Source organism: Veillonella denticariosi JCM 15641 (genome assembly GCF_002959855.1).
In the GTDB taxonomy this organism is placed as follows: Bacteria; Bacillota; Negativicutes; order Veillonellales; family Veillonellaceae; genus Veillonella; species Veillonella denticariosi.
On sequence record NZ_PPDB01000003.1, the window covers coordinates 96,952 to 113,118 of the forward strand.

A 16,167-nucleotide genomic window follows, 5' to 3' on the forward strand; every position below is an offset into this window, starting at 1 on the left:
TATCAGATTATCCTTGTTTTTGTTTATGTTTTGGATTTTCGCAAATAACCATTACACGGCCTTTGCGTTTAATGATTTTACATTTTTCGCATATCTTTTTAACTGATGGTTGAACCTTCATTAGTACCTCCTTTGTGGACCCTATGCTTATTTAAAGCGATAGGTGATGCGACCACGATTTAAGTCATACGGTGTCAGTTCCATAGTAACTTTATCACCAGGAAGAATACGGATAAAATTCATACGCATTTTGCCTGACACATGAGCCAATACGATATGACCATTTTCCAACTCAACTTGGAACATAGCATTCGGTAAAGCCTCAACTACCGTACCTTCCACCTCAATAACGTCTTCTTTTGACATATCTTTTCCTCCGGTTACCTGTTTTATTTAATTAACCGCAGTTCATCCCGCATAGTTAATATTTCAGGGCCGTTTTCTGTAACAACCACTGTATGTTCGAAATGAGCGGCAGCTTTACCATCAGCGGTAACCGCCGTCCAGTCGTCCCCTAATACACGAACTTGATAAGAACCCAATGTAATCATAGGTTCGATACACAATACCATCCCCGGTTTCATAAGCGGTCCCTGTCCAGGACTGCCGTAGTTCGGTATTTGTGGATCTTCATGCATTTCGCGGCCTAAACCATGACCTACGAAGTCGCGAACGACACCGTAACCATGTTTCTCACAATACGTTTGAACAGCGTGACCGATAGCACCGATATGGTTGCCTACCTTCACCTGTTCAATTCCCTTGAACAGACTTTCTTCTGTTACTTTTAACAATTTCATCACATCGGGTTTGACATGACCGATAGGAATCGTCACAGCCGAATCGCCGTGATACCCATCAATGGATGATACTAAATCAATACTGATGATATCACCGTTTTTAAGCTTCCGCTTGGCGCTCGGAATACCATGAACGACTTCATCATTGATAGAAGCACAGATTGTTGCCGGGAATCCATAGTACCCTTTACAACTTGGTATACCACCGTGGCTGCGAATATATTCTTCGGCAATTGTATCTAACTCAAGCGTCGTGATGCCAGGTTTAGCCTTTTCTACTAACAAGGACAACGTGTCTGCTGTAAGCTTACTTGCCTTGCGGATACATTCAATTTCATGAGACGATTTCAAAATAATCATGGATTATTTCTCCAAAGCCTTAATGATGTCGGCAAATACTGCGTCTACATCTTGTAAACCGTCGATTTCTTGATATAATCCGCTATTGCGATAGTAATCAATTAACGGTTTTGTAGATTCTTCGTACACAGCTAGACGTTTCTGTACTGTTTCAGGGTTATCATCAGCACGATTTTCAAGAACAGCCCGTTCACTGATACGTTTAACCAATTCCTCGGAAGGAACGTTCAAGTTAAGCACCGCATCAAGAGCAATTCCTAATTCTTTAAGGATTGCATCCAAGGATACAGCCTGTGCCGTAGTTCTTGGGAATCCATCAAGAATAAATCCAGATTTGCAGTCATCTTTAACCAATCGATCACGCACGATACCGACAGTTACACTGTCAGGCACCAACTGACCGGCGTCGATGTATTTTTTAGCCTCAACTCCAAGAGGTGTTTCGTTCTTAATCGCAGCGCGGAACATATCACCTGTTGAAATTTGGGGAATACCGTATTTTTCAATAAGTCGAGCCGCCTGAGTACCTTTACCGGCACCCGGAGGTCCCATTAATAGAATATACATATTGTTTCCCTCCTATTTAACAAAGCCCTTGTAGTGGCGTGTTACCATGAGCGACTCAATTTGTTGCATTGTATCAAGTGCTACACCTACAACGATGAGAAGAGCCGTACCACCAAAGTATACGCCCTGGACGCCTGTTATAGTACCGAGGAAATTCGGTACGATAGCAACGACAGCTAGGAATACAGCGCCTGCCAAAGTGATCTTGGTCATCACGTTATCCACATAATCAGCAGTTGGTTTACCCGCACGAATACCTGGGATAAAACCACCGTATTTTTTCATATTATCTGCCATATCTGTAATGTTGATAGAGATCGCAGTATAGAAGTAAGTAAATATGAAGATCAATATTGCATACAATGCCGTTTGTAACGGCGTTCCCCATGTGAAGTAATCCGCAAATTTATGAACCATATCATTGTCGATAAATTGCGCAAGTGTTACAGGGAACATCAACACAGATGACGCAAAGATAATGGGAATTACACCTGCCTGATTGACTTTCAACGGCAAGAATGTAGAGTGACCACCGTACATTTTACGACCTACCACGCGTTTAGCGTATTGAATCGGAATACGACGTTGGCCTTGTGTAACTGCGACAACGATAGCGATCATCGCCAATGCAATTACAGCAAATAAAAATGCTTGGAACATATTAATTGTTCCCGTTTCGATGTATTGGTAAATGGTTTGAAGTCCATCCGGTAAACGTGCGACGATACCGGCAAAGATAATCAGGGAAATACCATTACCTACACCATATGCTGTGATTTGTTCACCGATCCACATCAACAAGCATGTGCCTGCTGTAAGGATGATGGCCACAACGAATACACTAAGGAAATCATTATTTACCAAAGCGTTATTTGCCTTGAGGGCAAATGCCATGCCGGAGGCTTGTACAAAGCCAAGGACTACGGTGCCATAACGAGTTACCTTCGCTATTTTCTTACGACCCTCTTCACCATCTTTACTCCACGCCTCAAACTGAGGAACTACAGCTTGAAGCAGTTGCATGATGATGGAAGCATTAATGTAAGGAGTAATACTCATTGCAAAGATAGAGAACTTACTTAGCGCACCACCAGCAAACAAGTCTAATAGACCGAATAGGTTACCGGATGTAAACAAGGATTCGATAACAGATGCATCTACACCTGGCACAGGAATATGAATGCCTGCTCTGAATACAGCAAACATCATCAATGTGTATAAAATCTTATTACGTAATTCGGTAATCTTAAAGATGTTCGAGAGGCTATCTAGCACCCTAGATCACCTCTACTTTTCCGCCTGCTGCTGTAATTTTTCCTTCAGCAGATTTAGTGAAGCCGTTAGCGATAACAGTCAAGTTTTTTACTTCCAATGTACCGTTACCTAAAATACGGATACCGTCGCGTACATTTTTCAAAATACCGGCTTCAATAAGTGCTACAGGATCAACTGTTGCACCATCTTCAAAGCGATTTAATTGTGCTACGTTAACTTCAGCATATTCTTTAGCAAATACGTTGTTGAAACCGCGTTTTGGCAAACGACGATAAAGAGGCATTTGGCCACCTTCAAAACCGGAGCGAACGCCACCGCCGCTACGGGAGTTTTGACCTTTTTGACCACGGCCGGAAGTTTTACCCAAACCGGAGCCAAGACCACGACCTACACGAGTTCTAGTTTTTTTAGAACCGGCAGCCGGTTGTAATTCATGAAGTTTCATTCAGTGCACCTCCTTATCAGTATTAAACTTCTTCAACTTTTACTAAATGTCTAACTTTGTGAAGCATACCTTCGATTTGAGGTGTTACTTCTTTAACGACTTGAGAATTAGTTTTCTTCAAGCCCAAAGCTTTAACTGTCGCGCGTTGATCTTCAGGACGACCGATTAAGCTTCTTGTTAATGTTACTTTAACTTGTGCCATTTCTTGTCTCCTTATTACGCGTTATAGATTTCTTCAACGGTTTTACCACGAAGTTCAGCAACTTCGCTAGCGCGTTTCAAATCTTTCAAACCTTCGATTGTAGCGCGAACCATATTATTAGGGTTAGAAGAACCCAAGGATTTAGTCAAGATGTTACGAACACCAACCAATTCCAATACGGCACGAACAGGACCGCCGGCGATAACGCCGGTACCTTCAGCAGCCGGTTTCAAGAATACGCGGCCTGCGCCGAATACGCCTGTTACGCTGTGAGGGATTGTACCATTTTTAATCGCTACATTTACAATATTTTTCTTAGCATCATCGATACCTTTACGAATCGCTTCAGGTACTTCCGCTGCTTTACCTAAGCCAACGCCTACATAACCGTTGCCATCACCAACAACTACAAGTGCGCTGAAGGAAAAACGACGACCACCTTTAACTACTTTGGCTACGCGGTTGATGAATACTACTCTTTCTTTAAGATCAAGACTGGTGTAGTCAATTCTCGCCATGTCTATAGTTCCTCCTTCTTAGAATTTTAAGCCTGCTTCACGAGCACCTTCTGCAAGTGCTGCTACGCGGCCGTGGTAAATATAACCACCACGATCAAACACTACTGTGTCAATGCCTTTAGCGATAGCTTTTTTAGCAACTGCTTCACCGACAGCTTTAGCAGCGGCTATGTTACCACCATAGGACAAGTTCAAATCTTTATCTAAAGAGCTAGCAGCCACCAAAGTTGTACCTGCTACGTCATCGATAACTTGAGCATAGATATTGCCTAAAGAACGGAATACGTTCAAACGTGGGCAAGCTGCCGTACCGGAAATGTGACGGCGAATACGAAGATGACGTTTTGCTCGTGCGATGTTTCTATTAGATTTACGAGGCAAGATATTCACTCCTTTCATTTATATAGATGATATTACTATTTACCTTTTGCACCAGCTTTACCAGCTTTGCGACGAACAACTTCGCCTTCATAGCGGATACCTTTGCCTTTGTAAGGTTCAGGTTTTCTCCATTTACGGATATCAGCTGCTACTGCACCAACAACTTCTTTGTCTGCACCAGACACAACGATTTTGTTAGGAGCCGGAACATCAATTGTAATACCAGCTGGAGCTTCCATTTCTACCGGATGAGAGAAGCCAAGTGTAAGAGCTAATTTATTGCCTTGTTTAGCCGCTCTGTAACCAACACCGTTGATTTCAAGCGTTTTAGTGAATCCTTCAGTTACGCCTGTTACCATATTAGCAACAAGAGCGCGAGTCAAACCGTGAAGGGAACGATGAGCTTTGTCTTCGGAAGGACGAGCTACTGTAATTGTGTTACCTTCTACAGTGATATTCATATCTGGATGCAAATCGCGAGATAATTCGCCTTTAGGACCTTTTACATGCATATGATGATTATCATATGTAACAGTAACGCCTGCAGGAATCTCGATAGGCATTCTACCGATACGTGACATTATTTCTACCTCCTCTTGTTACTATTACCAAACGTATGCGATTACTTCGCCACCAAGACCTTCTTTACGAGCTTGCTTGTCGCTCATAACGCCTTTAGATGTAGAAATAACTGCAATACCCAAACCACCAAGTACACGAGGAAGTTCTTCCTTTTTCGCGTAAACACGTAAACCAGGTTTGGAAATACGTTTAATTCCTGTAATAACTTTTTCGCTATTGGAACCATATTTCAAAGTTACTTTTAAAGTGTTTTCTTCTTTTTCTACGTTCTTTACGAAACCTTCTTGTAAAAGGATCTCAAGAACAGCTGCTTTCATTCTAGATGCCGGAATGTTTACCGTTTCATGAAGTGCAGCATTTGCATTACGGATGCGCGTAAGCATATCCGCGATAGGATCGGTCATTACCATAATCTAAAAACCTCCTCTCGTCTAATATTACCAGCTGGCTTTTTTAACACCAGGAATTTGTCCTTTATACGCCAATTCACGGAACGCAATACGGCTGATACCGAATTTACGCATATAGCCGTGAGGACGACCAGTTAAGTTGCAACGATTGTGCAAGCGTGTCGGGGATGCATTAGCCGGTAATTTGGATAAGCCTTCATAATCACCTGCTGCTTTTAACGCTTCACGTTTAGCTGCATATTTTTCAACGATTTTAGCGCGTTTCTTTTCGCGTTCAATCATAGATTTTTTAGCCATCTATATGTTCCTCCTATTATTTTTCAAAAGGCATACCGAATTGAGTCAACAATTCACGAGCTTCTTCATCTGTATTAGCACTTGTTACGATAATGATATCCATACCAGTAACGCGTTCTACCTGATCATATTCGATTTCAGGGAAGATGAGCTGTTCTTTAAGACCCAAAGCGTAGTTACCACGGCCATCAAATGCAGTAGCGCTGATACCGCGGAAGTCACGTACACGAGGTAATGCCGCATTGATCAATTTATCAAGGAATTCATACATGCGTTCGCCACGAAGAGTAACTTTTGTACCCAACGCCATGCCTTCACGAACTTTAAAGTTCGCAATGGATTTTTTAGCTTTTGTGATTACAGGTTTTTGACCTGCAATGATAGTCAAATCATGAACAGCCGCTTCCAATGCTTTTGCATTGCCTACTGCATCACCTACGCCCATGTTGATAACGATTTTTTCCAATTTAGGAATTTCCATTACGTTGCCGTAACTGAATTTTTCTTGCATACTCTTTTTGATTTCAGAGTTGTATTGTTCAAACAAACGAGACATTTATGTAGCTCCTCCTTTCCTGATTATTTAAGTACTGTACCGGATTTAACAGTAGCGCGAACGAATTTACCGTCTTTACCTTCTACTTTTTTGATACGAGTAGCTGTTTTAGTTTCTGGATCAACGATCATTACGTTGGAAACATGGATACCAGCTTCTTTAGTAACGATGCCGCCTTGTGGGTTAGCTTGAGAAGGTTTTGTGTGACGTTTTACAGTATTAACGCCTTCAACAAATACGCGTTCTTTTTTAGGTTCAGTAGCGATTACTTTACCTTGCTTACCTTTATCTTTACCGGAGATAACAACAACGGTATCGCCTTTTTTGATTTGTAATTTAGCCATATGCTGCGTTCCTCCTTCTTATAATACTTCCGGAGCCAAAGAAACGATTTTCATGAAGTCTTTTTCACGAAGTTCTCTCGCTACCGGTCCAAAGATACGAGTACCACGAGGGGTCTTGTCATCTTTAATAACTACTGCTGCGTTTTCATCAAAACGGATATAGGAACCGTCTTGACGGCGGATACCTTTTTTAGAACGAACAATAACAGCTTTGACTACGTCGCCTTTCTTGACAACGCCACCGGGTGATGCATCTTTTACAGAAGCAACGATTACGTCACCGATATTGCCGAATTTGCGATAAGAACCGCCCATGACTTGGATGCACATAATACGTTTAGCACCAGTGTTGTCGGCAACATTCAAAATTGTTTGTTGCTGGATCATCGTCTATTCCTCCTTACATCACTCTTATTTTTGTCTTTCAAGAATTTCAACAACTCTCCAACATTTATCTTTAGAAAGTGGACGAGTTTCTACAATTTTAACTGTATCGCCAATTTGACACTCATTGTTTTCATCATGAGCTTTGAAGCGTTTTGTGCTAACCATTGGCTTATTATATAATGCGTGAGGTACTTTACGTTCAACAGCAACAACAACAGTTTTGTCCATTTTGTCGCTAACAACTTTACCTACGCGGACTTTACGTACGTTTCTTTCTTCTGCCACGATTTTAAGCCTCCTTTTCAAACTTTAACAAATCTGTGTTATTATGCGTTTTCAGATTTAAGTTCAACTTCACGTTGTACAGTTTTAATACGAGCGATTGTCTTCTTAACTTCACGAATGCGCATAGGATTTTCTAATTGACCTGTTGCAAGCTGAAAACGGAGGTTAAATAACTCTTCCTTAAGACCGGAAACTTTTTGTTCCATTTCGGCAGCGCTCATATTGCGAATGTCATTAACCTTCATTTACGTCACCACCCAATTCTTTACCCTTAACAACAAATTTGCATTTGATTGGAAGTTTATGGCTTGCAAGACGCATAGCTTCACGAGCTACAGCCTCAGGCACACCGTCCATTTCAAACATTACACGACCTGGTTTAACCACTGCTACCCAGTATTCAGGCGAACCTTTACCGGAACCCATACGAGTACCTGCAGGTTTAGCTGTGATTGGTTTGTCAGGGAAAATTTTAATCCATACATTACCGCCACGTTTGATATAACGAGTCATAGCAATACGGGCAGCTTCGATTTGACGGTTTGTAATCCAAGATGGTTCGCATGCTACCAAGCCGAACTCACCATGAGACACTGTATTACCGCGCATAGCACGACCTTTCATACGGCCGCGGAATTGCTTACGATGTTTTACGCGCTTTGGAATAAGCATTACTTGCCACCTTCTTCCTTCTTAGCAGGCGTTTGTTTCGCCTCAGGCAAAACTTCACCTTTGTAAATCCATACTTTAACGCCGATACAACCGTATGTTGTATGAGCTTCAGCAGTACCATAGTCGATGTCTGCACGCAATGTATGCAATGGGATAGAACCTTCACGGTAGGATTCGCTACGAGCGATTTCAGCGCCACCAAGACGACCGCTTACCATGATCTTAATACCTTTTGCACCCAAGCGCATCGTACGACCAACAGCTTGTTTCATTGCGCGGCGGAAACCAATACGGCGTTCCAATTGGCCGGCAATGTTTTCAGCAACTAATGTCGAATCCATGTCTGCCTGTTTAATTTCAGCGATGTTAACGTCCACTTGTTTATCAGTGAAACGAGTCATTGCTTTTTTGATATCTTCGATACCAGCACCACCACGACCGATAACCATACCTGGTTTTGCAGTGTGGATAGTCAATTTAATACGTTTATTTGTACGCTCGATTTCAATGCGGGAAATACCAGCAATGAAAAGGGTTTCTTTCAAGAAGTTACGAATTTTTACGTCTTCATGAAGATTAGCAGCGAAATCTTTATCTGCATACCATTTTGCGTCCCAATCTTTTACGATACCGACACGCAAACCGTGTGGATTAACTTTTTGACCCACTCTGATTCCCTCCTTCTTAAGCTCTTTCTTTAACTACTACTGTTACGTGGCTAGTGCGTTTCAAGATTTTGAAAGCTTGACCACGGGAACGAGGATGAATGCGTTTTAATGTAGGGCCTTGATCAACGAAGATCTCGGATACGTAAAGATTGTCAACATTCATATCGAAATTGTGTTCTGCATTTGCTACAGCAGAACGCATTACTTTTTCTACTACATCGGCGCCAACTTTCGGAGTAAACTTCAAGATGGCAAATGCTTCGCCGATGTTTTTACCGCGCACTAAATCTGCTACGATACGGATTTTACGAGGCGCGATTCGGATATGTCTAGCGATTGCTTTTGCTTCCATGTATTATTTCCTCCTATTTTTTGCCTGTAGATTTTTCGTCCTTACCATGACCTCTATAAGTACGTGTAGGGGCGAACTCACCTAATTTATGACCTACCATATCTTCTGTAATGAATACAGGTACGTGTTTGCGACCATCATGCACAGCAATTGTGTGGCCTACAAAACTAGGGATAATAGTAGAGGCACGGGACCAGGTTTTTACAACTTTCTTTTCGTTAGTTTCGTTTAAAGCATCAACTTTCTTAAGCAAATGATCTGCTACGAAAGGGCCTTTTTTAATAGATCTGGACACTATTTTATCTCCTTTCCTTTATCCTATTTTGTACGACGTTTAATGATCAAGCTGTTAGAAGCTTTTTTCTTGTCGCGAGTTTTAACACCATGTGCTGGTTTGCCCCAAGGTGTAACAGGATGTTTACGACCAACAGGAGATTTACCTTCACCACCACCATGTGGATGGTCACAAGGGTTCATTACAACACCGCGGTTACCAGGACGAACGCCCATCCAACGATGACGACCAGCTTTACCGATTACAAGGTTGCTGTGGTCAGCGTTACCAACAACACCGATTGTCGCACGGCATTCTTGACGTACGCGGCGCATTTCGCCGGATGGCAAACGAAGGATAGCATAGCCATTATCCTTACCCATCAACTGAGCGGATGTACCAGCGGAACGAACGATTTGACCGCCTTTACCGATTTTCAATTCGATATTGTGAATTTGAGTACCGTCTGGGATATTCATCAATGGTAAGCAGTTACCAGGTTTAATATCGGAATCAGGGCCGGAGAATACAACGTCACCAACTTTTAAGCCGTTTGGCGCTAAAATATAACGTTTTTCACCATCAGCATAGTTAAGCAAAGCAATGCGAGAAGAACGGTTAGGATCATACTCGATTGTAGCTACCTTAGCCGGAATATTATCTTTAGTACGTTTGAAGTCAATGATACGGTATTGACGTTTATGACCGCCACCTTGGTGACGAACCGTCATTTTACCAGTATTGTTACGACCACCTTTTTGAGAAATCTTAGTGAGCAAGGATTTTTCCGGTTTGCTTGCTGTGATTTCGTCGAAGGCGGATACTGTCATAAACCGGCGACCAGCGGAGTACGGTTTAAATGATTTAATTGCCATTAGTGGGCCTCCTTACAACTAGACTCTTAGACACCTTCAAAGAATTCAATGGATTCGCCAGCTTTTAAGGTTACGATAGCTTTTTTGTAATCGCTACGTTTACCTTGTGTACGACCCATGCGTTTAGTTTTGCCTAAAACGCGAATAGTAGCTACTTTCTCTACTTTTACATTGAAGATTTTTTCAACTGCTTGACGGATTTGCACTTTATTTGCAGTTAAAGGCACACGGAAAGTGTATTTGCCTTCTTCCATAAGCATAGTGGATTTTTCGGTAATAACCGGGCGGATTAGTACATCATGTAATTGCATTATCCGAGCACCTCCTCGATTTTTTCGACAGCGCCTTTAGTAATGAAGAGCTTATCGTAATGAAGAAGATCGAAAATGTTCATACCTTCGCAAGCCAATGCTTTAACACCTTGGATATTACGAGCGGAACGTTCAACATTTACATCACCTTCAGTGATGAACAATACTTTTGCATCACCAACGTTGAAGCTGTTAAGAATGTTCAACACTTCTTTAGTTTTAGGAGCTGCTAATGTGATTTCTTCCAAAACGTATAATTCGCTATTATTCACTTTATCGCTAAGAGCAGATTTAACTGCCAAACGTCTAGCCTTACGAGGCATAGCTTTATAATAGCTGCGAGGTTGAGGACCAAATGTAGTACCGCCACCGATCCAGATTGGGGAACGGCTGGAGCCTGCACGTGCACGACCGGTACCTTTTTGTTTCCAAGGTTTGCGACCGCCGCCGCGAACCATACCTCTAGTTTTTGTTGCATGTGTGCCGAGACGTTCGTTAGACAATTGACGAACTACGGCTTGATGCATAACGGCTTCGTTTACTTCAACGCCGAATACTGCATCGTTTAACTGTATTTCACCGACTTTAACGCCGGATTGATTATATGTTGCTACTGTAGGCATTACATAATCCTCCTTTCGACAAATGATTATTTAACAGGTTTAACCGTGCTCTGAACCATAACCAAGCTACCTTTAGCGCCTGGGATACCACCTTTAACCAATAAAAGGTTACGTTCAGCATCAACTTTCACAACGGATAAGCGTTGTACGGTAACTCTGTAACCACCCATTTGTCCAGGGAGTTTTTTACCTTTGTATACCTTACCGCCGCCACCGGAGATCATAGGACCGATGGAACCAGGTTCACGGTGAGATTTGGAACCGTGAGTTTCAGGACCACGGGAGAAATTATGGCGTTTAATCGTGCCAGCAAACCCTTTACCTTTACCTGTACCCACTACGTCCACCAATTCACCTTCTGCGAAGATATCAGCTGCCAGAGTTTGGCCTACTGTGTAGTCAGCCGCATTGTCAACGCGAACTTCGCGAAGGTATTTCACTGGATCTACGCCAGCTTTGTCGAACTGACCTTTTACAGGTTTTGTTAAATGTTTTTCTTTAATGGAACCGTAACCAATTTGTACTGCTTCGTAGCCGTCTGTTTCAACAGTCTTTACGCGCACTACAACGCTTGGGGTAGTTTCCACTACTGTTACAGGAACTAAACGGCCTTCAGCTGTGAAGACTTGTGTCATTCCTAATTTTTTACCCAAAATAGCTTTAGACATTATCGCACCTCCTTATAGTTTTATTTCAATAGATACACCAGCCGGTAAATCTAAACGAGTGATAGCATCTACTGTTTTCGAATTTGGTTCAAGAATATCGATCAAGCGTTTATGTGTACGCATTTCGAATTGTTCACGGGAGTCTTTGTTTACATGTACTGAACGAAGAATCGTGAAGATATTCTTTTCTGTTGGCAATGGAATCGGACCAGAAACCATAGCGCCATTTCTTTTTGCAGTGTCTACGATCTTAGCAGCGCTTTGATCGAGAGCTTTGTGGTCGTATGCCTTAAGGCGAATACGGATTTTTTGCTGTTTAGCCATTATTAATAATTCCTCCTGTCGTCCATTTCATGAATGAACTGCTCCATAGAAATTCTCCCCCGCAGAGGCAACCTTCTACTTCATAGTTTAAAAACACAACACTAGAGCGGCAGTATCTGCCGCTCTTATGTGCTGCAAGTATTGTACTCAGCGCATTACTGCGATGAGCATAAAAGGTATATTAACCTTCGATTTGTGTTACTACACCGGCACCTACTGTGTGGCCACCTTCGCGGATCGCGAAACGAAGACCTTCTTCGATAGCGATTGGAGTGATCAATTCGATTTCCATTGTTACGTTATCGCCAGGCATACACATTTCTACACCTTCAGGAAGGTTTACAACACCTGTTACGTCTGTTGTACGGAAGTAGAATTGTGGACGGTAGTTGGAGAAGAATGGCGTATGACGACCACCTTCTTCTTTAGTCAAAACGTATACTTCTGCTTTGAATTTAGTGTGTGGGTTGATGGAACCCGGTTTAGCCAATACTTGACCACGTTCGATGTCTTTACGGTCAACACCGCGAAGCAATGCGCCCACATTGTCACCTGCTACTGCGGAATCCAATGTTTTACGGAACATTTCAAGACCTGTAACAACATATTGTTCAGCTTTTTCTTTCAAGCCTACTACTTCTACAGTGTCACCAACGTTCACTTCACCACGTTCAACACGGCCAGTTGCTACTGTACCACGACCGGTGATTGTGAAAACGTCTTCCACAGGCATCAAGAAAGGTTTATCAGTATCACGAACTGGAGTTGGGATGTAGGAGTCTACAGCCGCCATCAATTCGTCGATTTTTGCTACATATTGAGCGTCGCCTTCCAAAGCTTTCAATGCGGAACCTACGATAATAGGTACTTCGTCGCCAGGGAATTCGTAGGAAGAAAGAAGTTCACGAACTTCCATTTCAACCAATTCGATCAATTCTTCGTCATCAACCATATCGGCTTTGTTCAAGAATACTACGATTGCAGGAACGCCAACCTGACGAGCCAACAAGATGTGTTCGCGAGTTTGAGGCATAGGGCCGTCAGCTGCGGATACAACCAAGATAGCGCCGTCCATTTGCGCCGCGCCGGTGATCATGTTTTTAACATAGTCAGCATGGCCCGGGCAGTCAACGTGTGCATAGTGACGATTTTCAGTTTCATACTCAACGTGTGCAGTGTTGATTGTGATACCGCGTTCACGTTCTTCAGGAGCTTTATCGATCATGCTGTAATCCTGGAAGTCAGCTTGGCCTTTTTCAGCCAATACTTTAGTGATTGCAGCAGTCAAAGTAGTTTTACCATGGTCAACGTGACCGATTGTACCGATATTAACATGCGGTTTCGTACGTTCAAATTTTTCTTTAGCCATTTTAAATTATCCTCCGAGGAAAATAGTAATTCTATTAATCAAATGTGAGATTAACCATTTTTCTTTGCTTGAATTTCTTCAGCAATTTTCTTAGGAACTTCTTCATAATGATCGAATGTCATGGAGTAGTTACCGCGACCTTGCGTTTTGGAACGAAGATCAGTTGCGTAACCGAACATTTCACTCAACGGAACATATGCTTTGATATGTTGGTTACCATTGCGAGCTTCCATGCCGTCCATACGACCACGACGGGAGTTCAAGTCACCGATTACGTCGCCCATATATTCTTCAGGAACGTCTACTTCTACGGCCATGTACGGTTCAAGCAATGCAGGGTCCGCTTTGCGAGCACCTTCTTTAAAGCCCATAGAACCGGCGATTTTGAAGGCCATTTCGTTGGAGTCAACGTCATGGTAAGAGCCGTCGAATACGATAACTTTGATGTCAACCATTGGATATCCGGCGATAACACCGGTTTCCATAGCTTCTTTAACACCGTTTTCAACAGGTCCGATGTATTCACGAGGAATCGCACCACCTACGACCTTGTTTTCAAATTCAAAGCCAGCGCCCGGTTCTTGAGGAATCAATTCCAACCAGCAGTGACCATATTGACCACGACCACCGGACTGGCGTACGAACTTACCTTCAGCCTTAACAGACTTGCGGATAGTTTCGCGGTACGCAACTTGAGGTTTACCTACGTTACAGTCTACTTTGAATTCACGATGCATACGGTCAACGATGATATCCAAGTGAAGCTCACCCATACCGGAAATAATTGTTTGACCTGTTTCTTCATCGGTGCGAACTTTGAAAGTAGGATCTTCTTCCGCCAAACGAGCAAGAGCCGTACCCATTTTTTCTTGGTCAGCTTTTGTTTTAGGTTCAACGGCAACGGAGATAACCGGTTCCGGGAATTCCATGGATTCAAGGATTACAGGAGCTTTTTCATCACACAATGTGTCGCCTGTAGTGGTATCCTTCAAGCCGACCGCCGCAGCGATATCACCGGAATATACGCGTTCGATTTCTTTACGGGAGTTAGCGTGCATTTGAAGAATGCGGCCAATACGTTCTTTCTTACCTTTAGTGGAGTTGAAAACGTAAGAACCGGATTCCAATGTACCGGAGTACACACGGAAGAACGCTAATTTACCAACATAAGGGTCAGCCATGATTTTGAATGCCAATGCGGAGAATGGCTCTTCATCGGAAGAAGGACGAGTTGTTTCTTCTTCAGTACCAGGAACAACACCCTTAATAGGTGGAATATCGATTGGAGCAGGCATGTAATCGATGACAGCGTCCAACAACATTTGCACACCTTTATTTTTGTAGGAAGAACCGCAAAGAACCGGGAACAATTGGTTAGCGATAACGGCTTTACGCATCGCTGCTTTCAATTCTTCTATGGAGATTTCTTCGCCTTCCAAATATTTCATCATGATATCGTCATCAGTTTCAGCGATAGCATCGATCATCATTTCGCGACGAGCTTCCGCCACTTCTTGATATTCAGCCGGGATATCAGTGATTTCAAATTCTTTACCGTCATCGGATTTGTAAATTTCCGCTTTCATAGTCATCAAATCGATGATGCCTTGGAAAGTATCTTCGGCGCCGATCGGCACTTGAATCGCTACGGAATTTGCACCCAAACGGGTTTTCATCATGTCAACTACGTTAAAGAAGTCAGCACCGATCGTATCCATCTTATTTACATAAGCAATACGAGGTACACCGTAGTTAGACGCTTGACGCCATACAGTTTCGGATTGAGGTTCAACGCCACCTTTGGCACTGAACACCGCTACGGAGCCGTCAAGAACACGTAGAGAACGTTCTACTTCTACAGTAAAGTCAACGTGACCAGGAGTATCGATGATGTTAATACGATGTTCTTTCCATTGACAAGTTGTTGCAGCAGAAGTGATTGTGATACCACGTTCTTGCTCTTGCTCCATCCAGTCCATCGTAGCAGCACCTTCGTGTACTTCGCCGATCTTGTGAACGATACCTGTATAGTAGAGGATACGTTCTGTAGTAGTTGTTTTACCGGCATCGATGTGAGCCATGATACCGATATTACGAGTTTTTGCTAAGGAAAACTCTCTTGCCACAGTTGTCAACTCCTCTTATTACCAACGATAATGAGCAAATGCTTTATTAGCTTCTGCCATTTTATGAGTATCTTCTTTTTTCTTGATTGCAGCGCCTGCATTGTTGAAAGCGTCCATCAATTCGCCTGCCAAGCGTTCTTTCATAGTGCGTTCACCACGAAGACGAGCGTAGTTTACAACCCAACGAATACCCAGGGTTTGACGGCGATCAGCGCGAACTTCAACTGGTACCTGATAGTTAGCACCACCGATACGGCGAGCGCGCACTTCAAGCACAGGCATAACATTTTTCAATGCTTGATCAAAAACTTCCATTGGGTCCTGACCCATTTTGGAACGAATAATTTCAAATGCATCATATACGATAGTTTCAGCAATGCCTTTTTTGCCATCGTACATAACTTTGTTGATGAAACGTGTAACTAATTTGCTGTTGTACACCGGATCTGGAAGTACATCACGTTTCGGAACAGGGCCTTTTCTTGGCATGTTCAAT

The 16,167-nt window shown here is 42.8% G+C and carries 29 protein-coding genes; all 29 read right to left on the minus strand.

All coding sequences use genetic code 11. The annotated features are described in order from the left end of the window. Positions 1-7: 7 nt before the first annotated feature. The 29 genes from rpmJ to rpsG all read right to left on the minus strand — a co-directional run bounded on the left by rpmJ (position 8) and on the right by rpsG (position 16,160). A complete protein-coding gene (gene rpmJ, locus VEHSUH05_RS02855) occupies positions 8-121 on the minus strand; it encodes a 50S ribosomal protein L36 (protein ID WP_004695148.1) in 114 nt (37 codons plus the stop codon). 26 nt (positions 122-147) lie between these two features. After that, the gene (gene infA, locus VEHSUH05_RS02860; protein WP_004695147.1) at positions 148-366 is read right to left on the minus strand and encodes a translation initiation factor IF-1; all 219 of its coding nucleotides are present in this window, start codon (positions 364-366) and stop codon (positions 148-150) included. Positions 367-389: 23 nt separating this feature from the next. Further along, a complete protein-coding gene (gene map, locus VEHSUH05_RS02865) occupies positions 390-1,160 on the minus strand; it encodes a type I methionyl aminopeptidase (RefSeq protein ID WP_105090683.1) in 771 nt (256 codons plus the stop codon). 3 nt (positions 1,161-1,163) lie between these two features. After that, positions 1,164-1,727 carry an adenylate kinase gene (locus VEHSUH05_RS02870; RefSeq protein ID WP_038116143.1) on the minus strand — a complete coding sequence of 188 codons (564 nt, stop codon included), beginning with the start codon at positions 1,725-1,727 and terminating at the stop codon, positions 1,164-1,166. A gap of 12 nt (positions 1,728-1,739) precedes the next feature. Next, positions 1,740-3,002 carry a preprotein translocase subunit SecY gene (gene secY, locus VEHSUH05_RS02875; RefSeq protein ID WP_038116141.1) on the minus strand — a complete coding sequence of 421 codons (1,263 nt, stop codon included), beginning with the start codon at positions 3,000-3,002 and terminating at the stop codon, positions 1,740-1,742. A 1-nt stretch (position 3,003) separates the two neighbouring features. After that, complete coding sequence (rplO, locus tag VEHSUH05_RS02880) at positions 3,004-3,447, minus strand: 50S ribosomal protein L15 (RefSeq protein ID WP_054674630.1); 444 nt, start codon at positions 3,445-3,447, stop codon at positions 3,004-3,006. Positions 3,448-3,469: 22 nt separating this feature from the next. Then, positions 3,470-3,649, minus strand: coding sequence for a 50S ribosomal protein L30 (rpmD, locus tag VEHSUH05_RS02885; RefSeq protein WP_004695138.1), 180 nt, complete (start codon positions 3,647-3,649; stop codon positions 3,470-3,472). A gap of 14 nt (positions 3,650-3,663) precedes the next feature. Beyond that, the gene (gene rpsE / locus VEHSUH05_RS02890; protein WP_004695136.1) at positions 3,664-4,167 is read right to left on the minus strand and encodes a 30S ribosomal protein S5; all 504 of its coding nucleotides are present in this window, start codon (positions 4,165-4,167) and stop codon (positions 3,664-3,666) included. A gap of 18 nt (positions 4,168-4,185) precedes the next feature. After that, positions 4,186-4,566: a 50S ribosomal protein L18 gene (rplR, locus tag VEHSUH05_RS02895; protein ID WP_038116136.1), complete on the minus strand. Its 381-nt coding sequence runs from the start codon at positions 4,564-4,566 to the stop codon at positions 4,186-4,188. Positions 4,567-4,583: 17 nt separating this feature from the next. Further along, a complete protein-coding gene (gene rplF, locus VEHSUH05_RS02900) occupies positions 4,584-5,129 on the minus strand; it encodes a 50S ribosomal protein L6 (RefSeq protein WP_038116133.1) in 546 nt (181 codons plus the stop codon). Positions 5,130-5,153: 24 nt separating this feature from the next. Beyond that, positions 5,154-5,540, minus strand: a complete 387-nt coding sequence (gene rpsH / locus VEHSUH05_RS02905) for a 30S ribosomal protein S8 (RefSeq protein WP_038116130.1) — start codon at positions 5,538-5,540, stop codon at positions 5,154-5,156. 27 nt (positions 5,541-5,567) lie between these two features. After that, complete coding sequence (rpsN, locus tag VEHSUH05_RS02910; RefSeq protein WP_004695122.1) at positions 5,568-5,837, minus strand: 30S ribosomal protein S14; 270 nt, start codon at positions 5,835-5,837, stop codon at positions 5,568-5,570. Between the two features lie 16 nt (positions 5,838-5,853). Then, positions 5,854-6,393 carry a 50S ribosomal protein L5 gene (gene rplE, locus VEHSUH05_RS02915; RefSeq protein WP_038116127.1) on the minus strand — a complete coding sequence of 180 codons (540 nt, stop codon included), beginning with the start codon at positions 6,391-6,393 and terminating at the stop codon, positions 5,854-5,856. 23 nt (positions 6,394-6,416) lie between these two features. Beyond that, complete coding sequence (gene rplX / locus VEHSUH05_RS02920) at positions 6,417-6,737, minus strand: 50S ribosomal protein L24 (RefSeq protein ID WP_038116124.1); 321 nt, start codon at positions 6,735-6,737, stop codon at positions 6,417-6,419. Between the two features lie 18 nt (positions 6,738-6,755). Then, positions 6,756-7,124, minus strand: coding sequence for a 50S ribosomal protein L14 (gene rplN, locus VEHSUH05_RS02925; protein WP_004695117.1), 369 nt, complete (start codon positions 7,122-7,124; stop codon positions 6,756-6,758). Between the two features lie 24 nt (positions 7,125-7,148). Then, a complete protein-coding gene (gene rpsQ / locus VEHSUH05_RS02930; RefSeq protein WP_004695116.1) occupies positions 7,149-7,409 on the minus strand; it encodes a 30S ribosomal protein S17 in 261 nt (86 codons plus the stop codon). 41 nt (positions 7,410-7,450) lie between these two features. Next, a complete protein-coding gene (gene rpmC / locus VEHSUH05_RS02935; protein WP_004695115.1) occupies positions 7,451-7,654 on the minus strand; it encodes a 50S ribosomal protein L29 in 204 nt (67 codons plus the stop codon). Next, positions 7,644-8,081: a 50S ribosomal protein L16 gene (rplP, locus tag VEHSUH05_RS02940; protein WP_038116122.1), complete on the minus strand. Its 438-nt coding sequence runs from the start codon at positions 8,079-8,081 to the stop codon at positions 7,644-7,646. The genes rpmC and rplP overlap by 11 nt, the downstream gene beginning before the upstream one ends. After that, positions 8,081-8,749, minus strand: coding sequence for a 30S ribosomal protein S3 (rpsC, locus tag VEHSUH05_RS02945; RefSeq protein ID WP_105090685.1), 669 nt, complete (start codon positions 8,747-8,749; stop codon positions 8,081-8,083). The genes rplP and rpsC overlap by 1 nt, the downstream gene beginning before the upstream one ends. Positions 8,750-8,765: 16 nt before the next feature. Then, positions 8,766-9,101, minus strand: coding sequence for a 50S ribosomal protein L22 (gene rplV / locus VEHSUH05_RS02950; RefSeq protein ID WP_038116117.1), 336 nt, complete (start codon positions 9,099-9,101; stop codon positions 8,766-8,768). Between the two features lie 13 nt (positions 9,102-9,114). Next, positions 9,115-9,396 (minus strand): 30S ribosomal protein S19, encoded by a 282-nt coding sequence (gene rpsS, locus VEHSUH05_RS02955; protein WP_038116116.1) that lies wholly within the window; start codon positions 9,394-9,396, stop codon positions 9,115-9,117. 23 nt (positions 9,397-9,419) lie between these two features. Further along, a complete protein-coding gene (gene rplB / locus VEHSUH05_RS02960; protein ID WP_038116115.1) occupies positions 9,420-10,250 on the minus strand; it encodes a 50S ribosomal protein L2 in 831 nt (276 codons plus the stop codon). Between the two features lie 26 nt (positions 10,251-10,276). Next, a complete protein-coding gene (rplW, locus tag VEHSUH05_RS02965; RefSeq protein WP_004695108.1) occupies positions 10,277-10,561 on the minus strand; it encodes a 50S ribosomal protein L23 in 285 nt (94 codons plus the stop codon). Then, positions 10,561-11,184 carry a 50S ribosomal protein L4 gene (gene rplD / locus VEHSUH05_RS02970; protein WP_038116113.1) on the minus strand — a complete coding sequence of 208 codons (624 nt, stop codon included), beginning with the start codon at positions 11,182-11,184 and terminating at the stop codon, positions 10,561-10,563. The genes rplW and rplD overlap by 1 nt, the downstream gene beginning before the upstream one ends. 26 nt (positions 11,185-11,210) lie before the next feature. Further along, complete coding sequence (gene rplC, locus VEHSUH05_RS02975) at positions 11,211-11,852, minus strand: 50S ribosomal protein L3 (RefSeq protein WP_038116111.1); 642 nt, start codon at positions 11,850-11,852, stop codon at positions 11,211-11,213. Between the two features lie 12 nt (positions 11,853-11,864). Next, positions 11,865-12,176, minus strand: a complete 312-nt coding sequence (rpsJ, locus tag VEHSUH05_RS02980; protein WP_004695100.1) for a 30S ribosomal protein S10 — start codon at positions 12,174-12,176, stop codon at positions 11,865-11,867. Positions 12,177-12,357: 181 nt separating this feature from the next. After that, positions 12,358-13,545 carry an elongation factor Tu gene (gene tuf / locus VEHSUH05_RS02985; RefSeq protein ID WP_095066419.1) on the minus strand — a complete coding sequence of 396 codons (1,188 nt, stop codon included), beginning with the start codon at positions 13,543-13,545 and terminating at the stop codon, positions 12,358-12,360. Positions 13,546-13,595: 50 nt separating this feature from the next. Further along, a complete protein-coding gene (gene fusA / locus VEHSUH05_RS02990; protein ID WP_038116211.1) occupies positions 13,596-15,671 on the minus strand; it encodes an elongation factor G in 2,076 nt (691 codons plus the stop codon). A gap of 18 nt (positions 15,672-15,689) precedes the next feature. Further along, positions 15,690-16,160: a 30S ribosomal protein S7 gene (rpsG, locus tag VEHSUH05_RS02995; protein ID WP_004693556.1), complete on the minus strand. Its 471-nt coding sequence runs from the start codon at positions 16,158-16,160 to the stop codon at positions 15,690-15,692. Between the last annotated feature and the right edge of the window lie 7 nt (positions 16,161-16,167).